A 14685-nucleotide genomic window follows, 5' to 3' on the forward strand; every position below is an offset into this window, starting at 1 on the left:
AAAGATTTGTTGGATACTAAATCAATATAATATCTATTGAATAGGTAAAGAAAAGGAAGGAATATTGTTATGAATAAAAGTAAATTAAAATTTGCCGCGATTATAAGTGGTATAATGCTCAGTACTTCAACGGCTTTTGCTGCACTTGATGATGTAAAACAATTAAAGATGATTAGCTATAATGCCTATAATGGCATGCAATTAGATCAATCAGAAGGAAAACAAAAGTTTATTCAATGGGCAAAAGCACAAGATGCCGATATTATTGCTTGGCAAGAAATGAATTTTTTTACTCGTGAAAAGCTTGAGAAATTTGCTGCCAGTTATGGACATAAATATGCTGTATTATTGAAAGAATCCCCCAAGGATGCTGCATTTTTCCCTGTTGCAATTACATCAAAATACCCAATTATTAATGTAAATAAAGTGATTGATAATATGTGGCATGGTGCTTTATATGCTGATATTGGCAAATATCATTTTGTTGTTACGCATATGAACCCATTTTGGACAGCAAAAAGAATAGATGAAATAAATCTTATTATTGATTCAATAAAATATAGCCATGATCCTCATGGCAAATGGATTATAGCGGGAGATTTAAATTCATTTTCACCTGCGGATAAAACCGAATATGACAAAAGTAATTTGCTTGAAGATATAAAAGAAAAACAAAAAAAGCGCCCAATTTTAGAAAACCTAGTTGATGGTCAGTTAAGTTATACCGTTCAGCAAAATCTTTTAGATGCTGGGTTTATTGATGCTTTGAAGTTAAAAAATAAAAATTTTGTTGCTACCGCGCCAACTAAAGTGTTTTATGATCAAGCATCAACACCATTACGCTATGATTATATTTATATTTCACCAATGCTTAAAAATGATGTCATGGATGTAAAAGTGTTAAAAGATGAGTTTACCGATAACTATTCTGATCACTACCCAGTACAAATGATTATAAAAAATAATTAGTTTTACATTAACCTTAACATAAAACTTTTTAATATAGTGCCGTTTTTTAGCTATCTTATTTTTGCTTATTGAACAATAACGAGCTTAGTTGTTTTGCCTTTATTTTAGCGAATAGCTTTGGCTAAATCACTATCCGACCTGATGGGGGGATAGTGATTATTGATTTTAATCTTGATTGATCAAAAATAGCTTAAGTGATGGATTATGCGTTTCGTTGTGAAAGCCATAACCCAGCTCGGCTAGGTGTTGATTGAATTGGTTAATGGTTGATTCGTCGATTTCGAATGCAGCAAGCACACGTCCGTAATCGGTGCCATGGCTACGATAATGGAACATTGAGATATTCCAATTGGTACCTAGCATTTGTAAAAATTTAAGTAATGCACCTTGTGATTCTGGAAATTCAAAACTGTAAACTTGCTCTTGAATAGGCTTGCAAGGTTTGCCACCAATCATGTAGCGCACATGTAGTTTTGCCATCTCATCTTCGGTTAAATCTACAACGGCATAATTTGCTGCAGTTAATTCTTGTATGATTTCGTCCTTTTCATTGCTTTGGGCAATTTTTACACCAACAAAAACACAAGCCGATTGGTCATCGTGATAGCGGTAATTAAATTCGGTTACCACCCGCCCACCTAGTAATTGGCAAAATTTTAAAAAACTGCCTTTCTTTTCGGGAATGGTGACTGCGAAAAGCGCTTCTCGTTTTTCACCTAGCTCACAACGCTCTGATACATAACGTAAATTGTGGAAGTTTAAATTAGCACCAGATAGTATATGCGCAAGGTTTTCACCACAGATGTTATGTTGATCTACATATTTTTTTAAACCAGCAAGAGCCACAGCGCCAGAGGGCTCGGCGATTGCCCGCACGTCATCAAATAAGTCTTTAACAGCAGCGCAAATTTCATCACTATCAACGGTGATGATGTCATCAATATATTGTTGACAAAGTCTAAATGTTTCATCGCCAATTCGTTTAACAGCGACACCTTCAGCAAATAGCCCAACACGTCTTAAATCAACGGGCTTACCTGCATCAAGTGCGGCCTTTAAGCAAGCGGCATCGGCTGGCTCAACGGCGATGACTTTTATTGTTGGCATGATTTGTTTAATTAATACCGCAATACCAGCAGCAAGCCCTCCACCGCCAACAGGTACAAAGATGCGATCAAGTTTAGCATTTTGTTGTAATAACTCCATGGCTATACTGCCTTGTCCTGCAATGACGAGTGGATGATCAAATGGTGGAATAAAAATGCGGTTTTGTTGGTTGGCAAGCTCCATTGCTTTGGTTTTGGCTTCGTCAAAATTGGCACCATAAAGGAGTACTTCACCACCAAAACTTTTAACGGCCTCGACTTTTATATCGGCGGTGGTTAATGGCATTACGATTAATGAATTTATACCAAGCTTACTTGCCGAAAATGCAACGCCTTGAGCATGATTACCTGCTGATGCAGCAATAACACCGCATTGGCGTTCTTCTTCGCTCAGGCTAGCTATCATGGCTTGGGCGCCACGAATTTTAAAGCTGTGGACTAATTGGCGATCTTCTCGTTTTACAAAAATTTGGTTTTTTAATCTGGTTGAGATTTTTTCCATTTTTTCAAGAGGCGTGACATCGGCCACATCGTATACGGCGCTACATAGTGTTGCTTTTAAGTAATCGGCACCAGTGAGCTTGTTGTTGTGTTGTTTCATATTAACCCCCTAGTTTGCTTTTATCACGAACAGCGCCTTTATCGGCACTCGTCGCTAAACTGGCGTAAGCTTTAAGCGCGTATGATACATAGCGATTGCGGTTATGCGGAGTAAAGGCTTTGTCGCCACGGGCAAGTTCGGCTACGCGACGGCGCTCAAGTTCATCAGCAGGCACATCTAATACTAATTTGCGATTTGGGATATCAATATCAATCATGTCGCCATCTCGTACCAGAGCGATTAATCCACCATTTGCCGCTTCTGGCGAGATATGACCAATGGATAAGCCCGATGAACCACCCGAAAATCTGCCATCGGTAATTAGTGCACAGGATTTGCCAAGCCCCATTGATTTTAAGTAGCTTGTTGGGTAGAGCATTTCTTGCATACCAGGTCCCCCTTTTGGACCTTCGTAAATAATGACAACCACATCGCCAGCTACGACTTTGCCACCTAAAATCGCATCGACGGCGTCTTCTTGGCTTTCAAACACTTTTGCTGGTCCTTTAAAAATGAGATTTTCAGCGGCAACCCCTGCGGTTTTTACAATAGCGCCATCAAGCGCAACGTTACCATAGAGTGTGGCAAGCCCGCCATCTTGGCTATAGGCATGCGCTTTGTTACGAATGCAACCATTTTGGCGATCATCATCAAGCGTATCCCAGTAGCAATCTTGTGAAAATGCTTTGGTGGTTCGAATGCCAGCAGGTCCACTACGATACATTTTTTTTATGGATTCATCGGTGGTTTGTGTGATGTCATATTTAGCAAAAGTTTCCTCTAACGAAAGCCCAAGTACATTATGAACATTACGGTTGAGTAACCCGGCTTTGTTTAATTCTGACATAATAGCTACAACGCCACCCGCACGGTGCACATCTTCCATATGATATAATTGCGTGCTTGGTGCCACTTTACATAAGTGAGGGACTTTGCGTGATAGTCTGTCAATGTCAGACATGGTAAAGTCAATTTCGCCTTCTTGCGCAGTTGCCAATAAATGTAATACTGTATTGGTTGAACCGCCCATGGCTATGTCAAGTGACATGGCGTTTTCGTATGCGGCTTTGGTGGCAATGGAACGAGGAAGATAAGATTCATCATCTTGTTCATAATAACGTTTGGTGATTTCAACAATACGTTTAGCTGCGTTTAAAAAGAGTTGCTCACGTTGTTTGTGTGTCGCAACCAGCGAGCCATTACCAGGTAGTGAAAGCCCTAAAGCTTCGGTTAAGCAGTTCATGGAATTGGCGGTAAACATGCCGGAGCAAGAGCCACAGGTAGGGCAGGCTGACTCTTCAATGGCTTTGCTATCCTCATCGCTAACATTGGGATTGGCACTTTGGATCATGGCATCGACTAAGTCTAATTTGATGATTTGGTCAGATAATTTGGTTTTACCAGCCTCCATTGGTCCACCTGATACAAATACCGTTGGAATATTTAAGCGAAGTGAGGCCATTAACATACCCGGCGTGATTTTGTCGCAGTTTGAAATGCAGATCATGGCGTCAGCACAATGTGCGTTAACCATATATTCCACTGAATCAGCAATCAGTTCCCGTGATGGTAAGGAGTAAAGCATCCCACCATGCCCCATAGCGATGCCATCATCAACGGCAATAGTATTAAATTCTTTGGCAATGCCACCAGATGCTTCAATTTGCTTGGCGACCAGTTGTCCAATATCTTTTAAATGGACATGCCCAGGTACAAATTGTGTGAATGAGTTAACCACCGCAATGATGGGTTTACCAAAGTCTTCATTTTTAACGCCAGTTGCACGCCATAATGCGCGGGCGCCAGCCATATTTCGACCTTCGACCGAGGTTGCTGAACGATATTTAGGCATTTCTTGCTCCCAATTTTTATGCAAGTAACCGTGTGTAACGGTTTATAGTTCTTTAAAATCTATCATCAAGTTAACAGCTATCCGCCAAATGAATTGGCGGATTTTGTTTTTATAGTTTATTTAATTGGATCTAACCAACCGTATTTATCTTCAGTGCTACCATTAAATAACCCAAAAAATGCTTGTTGAATTTGTTTGGTAATTGGACCACAACGACCAATGCCAATTTGAATGCGGTCAACACTGCGCACAGGGGTGATTTCGGCAGCAGTACCTGTCATAAACACTTCGTCGGCTAGATAAAGTGATTCACGTGATAGTATTTGTTCGCGAACTTCAATACCAATATCACGTGCTAGCGTTAATACCGCGTCGCGCGTAATACCCGGTAGTGCTGAAGATGATAAAACAGGCGTATATAAAATACCGTCTTTAATAATAAATAGGTTTTCACCAGCCCCCTCAGATAAGTGACCATGCACATCTAATGCAATACCTTCTTGGAAGCCATTAGCGCGCGCTTCTGAGCCGATTAATAATGATGATAAATAGTTACCACCTGCTTTAGCGGCTGCTGGAATGGTATTTGATGCAACACGATTCCAAGAAGATACCATAGCATCAATACCTTGATCTAATGCTTCTTCACCTAAATAGGCGCCCCATGGAAATGCGGCAATCATAACATCAGTTTTATAGCCAGCAGGTGGGTTAACGCCCATGCCTACATCACCAATAAATACGAGTGGGCGAATGTAAGCGCTTTCTAAATTGTTTTTCTTGATGACTTGGCGAGTCGCTTCCATGATTTCTTCAAGTGAATAAGGAACAGGAAAACGATAAATTTTGGCTGAATTTAATAATCTTTGTGCGTGTTCTTTATGACGAAATATTGCAGGTCCTTTATGTGTATTATAACAACGAACACCTTCAAATACCGATGTACCATAATGTAAGGCATGCGACATCACATGTACTTTGGCGTCTGCCCATGGAACCATTTCACCATTTAACCAAATATAATCAGATTTTGTTGTCGAACTCATTGTGTTTTCCTCTTCAATTTTACTATTTGATAAGCATGTATTTTGCTTTAGATATTTTTGCTTTAACGGTCAAGCATTATACTATACTTTTTTGTTTATTTAACGGCTAAAATGTTTGCTACTTTATTTTAACTTATTGTTTAGTAATAAGTTGTTGTTGAAAGCTTTTATTCAATCGTTATCACATCCTCTAATTTTTCGACTTGCTTTTGTAATGTCGAAAGCCATCTTTCAGTTGTTAAAGTGATGTTTAGAATCAATAGGTTATTTTCAATAGTTTGCATTTGCATTGATGTAATGTGCCCACCACGATGACGGAGCACCCGTAATATACGCTCAAGCGATCCCAATTTGTCATAAGCTTTTATGGTCAATTGATGTTGTATTTGTTCGTTCATCACTTACTCCTTACCACTTTTATCTAACATGTTTTCGTTAGCCGCTCCTGGTGGTACTAAAGGCCATACGTTTTCTAATTCGTCTATGCATACATGCAAAAGGTAAGCACCGGTTGAATTGAACAAGTTATCAAGTGCTGTATTGATTTGTGATTTTTTACTGATACTTTGCCCCGGTATGTCAAACGCTTTGGCTAACATTAAAAAGTCTGGATTGTCTGATAAATTGGTTTCACTATATCTTTCGTTAAAAAATAACTCTTGCCACTGGCGAACCATGCCTAAGCGTTGGTTATCAATTAATACAATTTTTATTGGTAATTTTTTACGTTTAATCGTGGTTAATTCTTGGACATTCATCATAAAAGATCCATCACCTGATACGCAAATCACACAATCAGTTGGTCTTGCCATTTGTGCGCCAACTGCCGCAGGTAAACCAAAGCCCATTGTGCCAAGCCCACTTGATGTAATAAAGTTTTGTGGATGATTAAAACGCATATGCTGGGCTGTCCACATTTGGTGTTGCCCAACATCTGTTGTGATAATGGTGTTGGCCAATTTACGTTCCGAAATCATTTTTAATAATGTTGGGGCGTAAATAGCTTCACCTGGGTGATCGTAACGAGTTGGGTGTTGAGCTTTTAGTTCTTCAATCTTTTGGTGCCAAGCCTGTATCGATACGCTTTGATTAAGCAATGGTAATACCTGCTTTATGTCACCTTGTAATCCTAAGTGGCTTTGGCGTAATTTATTGATTTCGGCTTGATCAATATCGATATGAAGCACTTTAGCATGCCGCGCAAATTCATTAAGATTACCAGTCACCCTGTCATCAAATCGAACGCCTAGGGCAATTAATAAATCGCACTCTTGCACTGCTAAGTTCGCCGCTTTAGCTCCGTGCATACCAATTAATCCTAAATAATAAGGATTATTAATATCCGCAACACCAAGCCCTTTTAATGTTGATACACTTGGGATTTGTGTAAACGTCATAAAGTCTCTTAGCTCAGATATTGCACCAGACAGCCCAACACCGCCACCAATGTAAAGTACTGGCTTTTTGGCTTGGACAATCATTTCTTTAGCGTGTTTTATATCACTAGGCCAGATTGGGTATAGTTGAGTTTTATCTTGAGTGGTTTTTAATGAGTATGGTGTTAAATATTGTTGATAGTCAAGGTTGGCAAGCTGTATATCTTTGGGAATATCAATCAATATTGGCCCAGGCCTGCCTGAGCAGGCTAAATTAAACGCCTGTTCTAAGGTATTTGGTAAGTCTTTGGCGTCGTCAATTAAGTAACTGTGCTTGGTGCAGGCTAGCGATAATCCTAAAACATCAACTTCTTGAAAGGCATCGGTGCCAATTAATTTGGTCGGTACTTGTCCTGTTATAGCAACAACAGGAACCGAATCAATTAAGGCATCAGCAAGGCCTGTAATGATGTTAGTTGCACCAGGTCCCGATGTAGCGATGCAAACCCCGATTTTGCCAGTTGCACGCGCATAGCCAATGGCGGCCATAGCAGCTCCTTGCTCATGCCGACACAGTACATGTTCAATGCCGCCATCATAAAGTGCATCGTAAAGAGGCATAATTTGTCCACCAGGATACCCAAAAACGGTGGTTACGCCTTTTTCTTTTAAGGTTTTTACTATCCACTGTGTTCCTAACATTTATTCCTCACTTGTGCTTTTTTTGTTCAGTTGTTATTCATAAAAAAACCCCCGCTTTTGGGGAGCGGGGGTTTTTGAGTTATGTACGAACATATTTTTAATTCAAAAAACGCCCCCGCGTTGGAATAATGACCACGCTGACAATAATAATGTTGATGAGGACGAGTTTGAGTGAAAATTTCATAATGTTGTATAATTAACTTTTTTGGTCATTTTTAAAAACTATTTCTAACAAAATACTCGTTTTAAAAAAAAGTGCAACAGTTTTTTTAGCTTTTGTAATATGAAATGAAGAATTGATAAAAAAGTTTCAGTATTGAAAACAGCGATAGAGTAAAAGCGCTAAAAACATTTTCTTGATGGTGTTAACTATTGCTACGATATTAATTATAATAAAATCATTATAATTTAATTTAAATCAATTTGTTATCAATAAAAATAATTTGCTGTACTAAGCCTGTTATCACTAGCTTAATATATCGTAATTTGCTACACTTAATCAGGTGCAAGATTATGCAGCATTTATGGCTTTGGTATTAATGCTTTTATTGACCTCCACCAAGCCAATCATGGAAAGTCACCTTTTATCATTTAGTCGCCTAAAATTTTTATTCATTTAGTTTTTATGCATTTTGTTTTTATGCATTTAGTTTAAAAGTTTGGAGCAATGATATTGAGAAATACTATTAAGCTTTAAGAAATAAATATTCTAATTTTTTAGTATCGGTAAATATAATTTATTGAATTAGTTAGGTATTTTAAAGATATAAAATATGCTTAGCAATAGGATTTTGTGATCATTAATTAATTTTATTTAAGTTATATTGAATTTGTTTTCAAATACATGGTTAACTTAGGAGAAAATTATGAGCAAACACATCTATAATCCACTTACCAAATATCATCATACTAATTTCCCAAAACAAACACAGGCTGCCCCAGCTTTACAGTGCGAAATGACCCCAACTCCAGATTGTGGCGAAAAAAGTTATCAAGGTCACGGGCGCTTAGAGGGACGTAAGATACTTGTTACTGGTGGCGATTCAGGTATTGGTCGTGCAGCGGCAATTGCTTATGCTAAAGAAGGCGCTGATGTGGCAATAAACTACCTTCCAATTGAGCAAAAAGATGCAGAAGAAGTCGCCAAAGTTATTCAAGCATCTGGACGTAAAGCGGTGCTAATTCCTGGTGATTTAAGCGATGAAGCTTTTTGCAAAAAATTAGTTGATGAAGCGCACCATCAATTAGGTGGATTAGATAATTTAACCTTGGTTGCGGGTAAGCAAACTGCGGTTGAAGATATTATGGATCTCACAACTGAGCAAATTAAGAAAACCTTTGAAATTAATGTGTTTTCGCTTTTTTGGGTTACTAAAGCGGCGTTGGGTTATTTAAAACCAGGTTCAACAATTATTACTACTTCGTCCGTTCAAGCTTATCAGCCGAGTGGTAATTTATTAGATTATGCCGCCACCAAAACGGCCATTATCGCTTTTACTCGTGGTTTAGCTAAGCAATTAGCGCATAAGGGCATTCGTGTAAATAGCGTGGCACCAGGGCCTGTCTGGACTCCATTACAAATTTGTGGTGGTCAACCAAGTGATGTCATTCCAGAGTTTGGTCAACAAACCCCATTACAAAGAGCAGGTCAGCCAGTTGAACTTGCTGGTGTTTATGTACATTTAGCATCGGAAGAGTCAAGTTATACCACTGGCGAAACCTATGGCGTTACAGGTGGTATGCATATTAACTAATTGATATTTTTTACTGCAAAAGGGCGGACTTAAGTCCTTTTGCTATTAATGCTATATAATTAATGATTTAAAATCAACAGACTATTATGTATAAAATCATTATAGTCACAATATAAAAATAGAAAACCAAAAGGGAAATAAAATGAAAATTTTAAAAGTGATTACGCTAGCAATGTTAGGCTTTTTTTTAGTTAATTGTGATAATTCAAACTCAACAACTGATGATGTTAAACAAAAAAGTGAGCAAACAGGCTCAGAAATGAGTGATAAGGCAGGGCAATTAGGCAGTGAAATGAGTGATAAAGCTGGGCAATTAGGTAGTGAAATTAGTGATAAAGCTAGTAAATTAGGTTCGCAAATTGAAGAGAAAGCCGAGCAATTAAGCTCACAAGTTAGTGATAAGACCAGCCAATTAAGTTCAAAAGTAAGCGAGCAAGCTAAGCAAGTTAGTTCAGCAGTTATTGATAAAGCTCAAGATTTGTATGAACAAACAAAATCTGAAAAAGATGATATGCTCAATAAGGTAAGAGACGGTCATTATGGCGTTGCTCAAGATTTAATGCTTAAAGCGATCAAAACAAAATTACCGGCCACTATTGATACAAGTACCACTTTAGTTGATGTATCAGCTGAGAATAATACCATTAATTATAAATATAATGTGAATAATATCACTAAGGATGCATTACAAAATGAAAGCAATCAAAAAGAGGTAAAAAATAACTTAATTGAGTTTTATTGTGGTGATAGTGCAAGTATGAAGACACTACGATTAGTCTTTCCACGAGGCGCTAACCATAATTACTATATCAATAATGATAAAGTTTTTTCAGTAGATGTAAAACCAAGTGATTGTGAAGATGATTAAATATACTCTGATTAAATAAAAATATAGTAAAAATTGATACATCATAAAAGGGCTAACCAAGCCCTTTTTAAAATTCTTCACTAATTTCAAGATAATTCAGAATATAGCAAAAATAGCGCGCTAACAGGCGGCTATGGTAGAGTTGAAAAGCAGTATTATCTTAATCTTAATAACGTATTTATAGCATTTATAGTGACGAGTATTGTCTAATATTTTGACAAGAATCAATCACTCAAAAAAGTGAGTATTATGGATGATATGAGCAACTATCAATAGATTGCATTCTTTAGCTATGCATGGGGGAGTTCATCTGTTGCGTTATATCTGCTTTTATTCATTTATTATTTAATTTATTTTAGAATAAAAAAATCCAGTAATTTGATACTGGATTTGTAATTGTTTTAATATTTTTATAAGTTAATCAGTTAATTAACTGGGTAAAAATCATTTGTAACACCGCTGTTATCGTCACTTTCGTGATCGTGGCTACTTGATCCTGGTATCGCTCTAGAGCGTTCGATAGGCACATAACTACCGCTTGGTGTTTCAACTTGGCATTCCCCCAAAAAGATAGAATATTTGGTGTTGGCATGCATACTTTCACCTCTAAAATAGCAATGAGTTGCATTGTATAAATCAGTTCGGCAAAGCACAGCAATGGTTAACCAAACAATGAGTACAGCTAAAGATACCCATTTTAATTGTTTCCATATTAAAGACCAAAATCCAATTCCTCTAAAACGGCAGTAGCCTAAAATAAGTAATAGCGTTGCAATAAATCCTAAAAATTCGTATAACCAAAATAGCCACATAGTTGTCTCCCCACACTTTAGTGTGGTTGTTATTTTATACTAACTTTTCTTATACATCTATACACTTGCAATGATGTTTATTGTTACATCCATGATCCGTTACGGATGATACCAACAGCAAGTCCTTCAATGGCAAAGTTTTGTTGTTCTAAATCAACTTCAATTGGTGAAAACTCTTCATTTTCGGCAATTAAACGGACATGCTTACCTTTGCAAGATAAACGTTTAACGGTGACTTCGTCATCAATGCGAGCAACAACGATTTGACCATTTTTAACGTCTTGAGTTTTGTGTACAGCTAACAAGTCACCATCTAATATTCCGATATCTTTCATTGACATGCCATGCACTCTTAATAAAAAGTCGGCATGAGGTTTAAACAGTGAAGGATCGACTTGGTAATGGCTTTCGATATGCTCTTGCGCTAGTATTGGTGATCCTGCGGCAACTTGACCAATAAGCGGTAAACCTTCAAAATCATTTTGTTCAACAGGACTTTCAAGCAAAAGGCGGATACCTCGTGAAGATCCTGCAATCATTTCAATAGCTCCTTTTTTAGCTAAAGCTTTAAGGTGTTCTTCGGCCGCATTAGCGGATCGAAACCCTAATTTTTTAGCGATTTCGGCACGCGTTGGTGGCATACCTGTGGTTTGAATGTTGTCTTTTATTAGATCATAAATTTGTTGCTGACGTGCGGTTAGTGGCCTCATTATTTTTTCCTGTTTTTATATACAGATATATGTAATTATATACAGCTAGTGATATAAAACAACTGTTTTATTTAATTTATTTTATAATCGTGGATAAATTTTTCGAATTATAGCTATTATGTGCTATTTGGGTGAATAATTTTGTTAATTGAATTATTAACTCAAGCTTATGGTTTGAGTTACATAATCAATCTACTTGTATGCTATAATAACTTAATATTTTTGTTGGATTGGAATTGACTTTATGCCTTATGTTGTTGCTTTAAGTGGCGGTATTGCCAGTGGTAAAAGTACTATTGCCAATTTGTTTGCCAAATTAGGTGTGCCTGTTATCGATGCAGACATTATTGCAAGGCAAGTTGTGCAAGTTGGTAGCGATGCGCTTAACCAAATTGTTAAGCACTTTAGCCAAGAAATTTTGCTTGCCAATGGCGAACTCGATCGCAGTCAGTTACGTGAGATTATTTTTAATAATGATCATGAACGCCTTTGGCTTAATCATTTACTGCACCCCATAATTCAACAAGAAACTCAAAAACAAATTGCTAGGCAAAATTCAACATATGTTATTTGGGTTGTGCCACTATTGATTGAAAACAATTTACACACATTAGCAGACCGCGTATTAATAATCGATGCCCCAATCTCGTTACAATTGGCGCGATTAATAGAAAGGGATAATATTAGTCAATCACTAGCTAAAAAGATGATAGGATCGCAAGTATCTTTGCAAAAACGCTTATCTTATGCTGATGATATCATCGTTAATGATGATAATTTTACGTCGCTAACTGTGCAAGTTGATCAATTGCATCAACAATATTTACATAACTTTAATGGTAAGATTTAGATAGATGAATGACATTATTTTTGAACATCCATTAAATGAAAAAATGCGTACTTGGCTCCGTATTGAATTTTTATTAAATCAATTAAATACACATTGTCATTTTGATCAGAATAACGCATTGCTTTTTTTTCATGCATTGTCCGAACTGTTAGAAATTATTGAGCGTAATGATGTTAAAGGCGATTTGACTAAAGAACTTGAATCGCAAAAACAAAAGTTAACTTTGTGGCTAACTTTTGATTGTGTTGATCATGATCTCATTAATGAATTGATCCACCAGTTTGATTGTTTTTCAGCTAAATTTAATGAGATAGGACGCTTGGGACAGCCATTAAGAGATGATCGTTTTATTACTGCTATTCGCCAACGTTTGATGATTCCAGGTGGGTGTTGTAGTTTTGATTTGCCTTCGTTCCATTTGTGGCTCAAAATTTCACAAGAAAAGCGCGATATTCAAGTTAAAAGTTGGTTAGAGCACTTGTCAACGCTGGATAAATCTCTAACATGCTATATGCAACTAATTAGGCAAATGGGCGAATTTAAGCGATTTGTTTGTTTTAACAATTTTTTTCAAGAGACTAATGGTGATGTAAACTTGGTTCGGATTCGAATTTCGTTAGATAAAAATGTGTATCCACAAGTATCAGGTCATATGTCGCGCTTTAGTATTCGTTTTTTATCGCTAGATGTTTGCGATAACGTCAACACCGATGAGCTTGAATTTGAATTAGCTTGCTGTTAGTACTATTAAATACTGATTATTGAAAAAGAAAGAGTCGAAATGAATAAAAATACAGCTATATTTGTTAATTGCCCAACTTGTCAAAAAAAAGTGGAATGGAATAATGATAGTCTTTATCGCCCATTTTGCAGTAAACGCTGCCAGCTTATTGATTTAGGCGATTGGGCAACCGAAGAACATCGTATTGCCGATAAAGACATCACCGAACAAGATCTTTGGAGTGAAGAAGATCTTACCAATTTTGCAGGTAAACATTGATGAAGATTTTAGGTATTGAAACCTCGTGCGATGAAACTGGTATTGCCATTTATGATGATGCCAATGGTTTGCTTGCAAACCAGCTTTATTCGCAAATTAAGTTACATGCTGATTATGGTGGTGTAGTGCCTGAGCTTGCATCACGCGATCATATTCGTAAAACCGTACCCTTAATTCAAGCGGCATTAAAAGAAGCAAATTTGCTGCCAGCAGATATTGATGGTGTGGCTTATACAGCAGGTCCAGGCTTAATTGGTGCTTTAATGGTTGGTGCATCGATTGGGCGTTCGCTGGCTTATGCTTGGGACGTCCCCGCAGTTGCAGTCCATCATATGGAGGGGCATTTGTTAGCTCCTATGCTTGAAGATAATCCACCCGAATTTCCCTTTGTGGCATTATTAGTTTCGGGCGGACATACACAGCTTATTAGCGTTACAGGTATTGGTCAATATGAACTTATTGGTGAATCTATTGACGATGCAGCAGGAGAAGCTTTTGATAAAACAGCAAAATTGCTTGGTTTAGATTATCCCGGAGGAGCCAAATTGTCGAAATTAGCTGAGCAGGGTAATGGGAATCGGTTCCATTTTCCTCGGCCAATGACCGATCGTCCTGGGCTGGATTTTAGTTTTTCAGGTCTTAAAACAGCCGCTGCCAATATCATTCATCAACATAGTGATAATCATATGATTGATACGCAAACTCAAGCCGATATTGCTAGAGCCTTTGAAGATGCTTTGGTTGATACGTTAGTGATTAAATCGCGGCGAGCTCTTGATCAAACTGGATTTAAAAATTTAGTGATAGCTGGTGGAGTAAGCGCCAATCAAACACTGCGTAATAGGTTAACTGAGCTGATGCGTCAGCGTAAAGGACAAGTTTATTATCCACGACTCGAATTTTGTACCGATAATGGGGCTATGATTGCCTATGCGGGTATGATTCATTTAAAAGCGAGGCAGTATTCAGATTTAGCAATCAATGTTAGACCAAGGTGGCCAATTAGCGAGCTTAATGCTGGTTAACCGATATTTTGATT

General features: G+C 37.5%; 14 protein-coding genes. 7 read left to right on the forward strand and 7 right to left on the reverse strand.

Annotated features, from left to right (window positions below; translation table 11 throughout):
* Positions 1 to 69: 69 nt before the first annotated feature.
* Positions 70 to 969 carry an endonuclease/exonuclease/phosphatase family protein gene (locus A9G40_RS03740; RefSeq protein WP_081302137.1) on the forward strand — a complete coding sequence of 300 codons (900 nt, stop codon included), beginning with the start codon at positions 70 to 72 and terminating at the stop codon, positions 967 to 969.
* 165 nt (positions 970 to 1134) lie between these two features.
* Here A9G40_RS03740 and ilvA read toward each other — a convergent pair whose 3' ends face one another.
* The 5 genes from ilvA to ilvG all read right to left on the reverse strand — a co-directional run bounded on the left by ilvA (position 1135) and on the right by ilvG (position 7652).
* Positions 1135 to 2676: a threonine ammonia-lyase, biosynthetic gene (gene ilvA, locus A9G40_RS03745; protein ID WP_065581960.1), complete on the reverse strand. Its 1542-nt coding sequence runs from the start codon at positions 2674 to 2676 to the stop codon at positions 1135 to 1137.
* Between the two features lies 1 nt (position 2677).
* Positions 2678 to 4528, reverse strand: a complete 1851-nt coding sequence (gene ilvD, locus A9G40_RS03750) for a dihydroxy-acid dehydratase (RefSeq protein WP_065581961.1) — start codon at positions 4526 to 4528, stop codon at positions 2678 to 2680.
* A gap of 116 nt (positions 4529 to 4644) precedes the next feature.
* On the reverse strand, positions 4645 to 5574 hold the full coding sequence (locus A9G40_RS03755; RefSeq protein WP_065581962.1) for a branched-chain amino acid transaminase: 930 nt from the start codon (positions 5572 to 5574) through the stop codon (positions 4645 to 4647).
* A 167-nt stretch (positions 5575 to 5741) separates the two neighbouring features.
* On the reverse strand, positions 5742 to 5972 hold the full coding sequence (gene ilvM, locus A9G40_RS03760) for an acetolactate synthase 2 small subunit (RefSeq protein ID WP_065581963.1): 231 nt from the start codon (positions 5970 to 5972) through the stop codon (positions 5742 to 5744).
* Between the two features lie 3 nt (positions 5973 to 5975).
* A complete protein-coding gene (ilvG, locus tag A9G40_RS03765) occupies positions 5976 to 7652 on the reverse strand; it encodes an acetolactate synthase 2 catalytic subunit (protein WP_065581964.1) in 1677 nt (558 codons plus the stop codon).
* An 866-nt stretch (positions 7653 to 8518) separates the two neighbouring features.
* On the opposite strand from ilvG, the gene A9G40_RS03770 reads away from it, so the two are divergent.
* Both A9G40_RS03770 and A9G40_RS03775 read left to right on the forward strand, forming a co-directional pair.
* Positions 8519 to 9406 (forward strand): SDR family oxidoreductase, encoded by an 888-nt coding sequence (locus A9G40_RS03770; RefSeq protein WP_065581965.1) that lies wholly within the window; start codon positions 8519 to 8521, stop codon positions 9404 to 9406.
* 142 nt (positions 9407 to 9548) lie between these two features.
* Positions 9549 to 10274, forward strand: a complete 726-nt coding sequence (locus A9G40_RS03775) for a hypothetical protein (RefSeq protein ID WP_065581966.1) — start codon at positions 9549 to 9551, stop codon at positions 10272 to 10274.
* A gap of 425 nt (positions 10275 to 10699) precedes the next feature.
* On the opposite strand, the gene A9G40_RS03780 is transcribed toward A9G40_RS03775, so the two are convergent.
* Positions 10700 to 11086 (reverse strand): hypothetical protein, encoded by a 387-nt coding sequence (locus tag A9G40_RS03780; protein ID WP_065581967.1) that lies wholly within the window; start codon positions 11084 to 11086, stop codon positions 10700 to 10702.
* 83 nt (positions 11087 to 11169) lie between these two features.
* Positions 11170 to 11796 carry a transcriptional repressor LexA gene (gene lexA, locus A9G40_RS03785; RefSeq protein WP_065566699.1) on the reverse strand — a complete coding sequence of 209 codons (627 nt, stop codon included), beginning with the start codon at positions 11794 to 11796 and terminating at the stop codon, positions 11170 to 11172.
* Between the two features lie 244 nt (positions 11797 to 12040).
* Between lexA and coaE the strand changes: the two genes are divergently transcribed.
* From coaE to tsaD, 4 genes are read left to right on the forward strand one after another with little or no spacing between them, the layout of a single operon-like run.
* Entirely contained in the window at positions 12041 to 12646 is a 606-nt protein-coding gene (gene coaE, locus A9G40_RS03790) for a dephospho-CoA kinase (RefSeq protein WP_065581968.1), read from the forward strand.
* A gap of 4 nt (positions 12647 to 12650) precedes the next feature.
* A complete protein-coding gene (locus A9G40_RS03795; RefSeq protein WP_065581969.1) occupies positions 12651 to 13388 on the forward strand; it encodes a cell division protein ZapD in 738 nt (245 codons plus the stop codon).
* A gap of 39 nt (positions 13389 to 13427) precedes the next feature.
* Positions 13428 to 13646 carry a DNA gyrase inhibitor YacG gene (gene yacG, locus A9G40_RS03800; RefSeq protein WP_065581970.1) on the forward strand — a complete coding sequence of 73 codons (219 nt, stop codon included), beginning with the start codon at positions 13428 to 13430 and terminating at the stop codon, positions 13644 to 13646.
* Positions 13646 to 14671, forward strand: coding sequence for a tRNA (adenosine(37)-N6)-threonylcarbamoyltransferase complex transferase subunit TsaD (gene tsaD / locus A9G40_RS03805; protein WP_065581971.1), 1026 nt, complete (start codon positions 13646 to 13648; stop codon positions 14669 to 14671). Before yacG ends, tsaD begins: the two co-directional genes overlap by 1 nt.
* Positions 14672 to 14685 lie beyond the last annotated feature (14 nt).

The sequence above is a fragment of the Gilliamella sp. Nev3-1 genome (genome assembly GCF_001690435.1).
Taxonomy (GTDB): Bacteria; Pseudomonadota; Gammaproteobacteria; order Enterobacterales; family Orbaceae; genus Gilliamella; species Gilliamella apicola_C.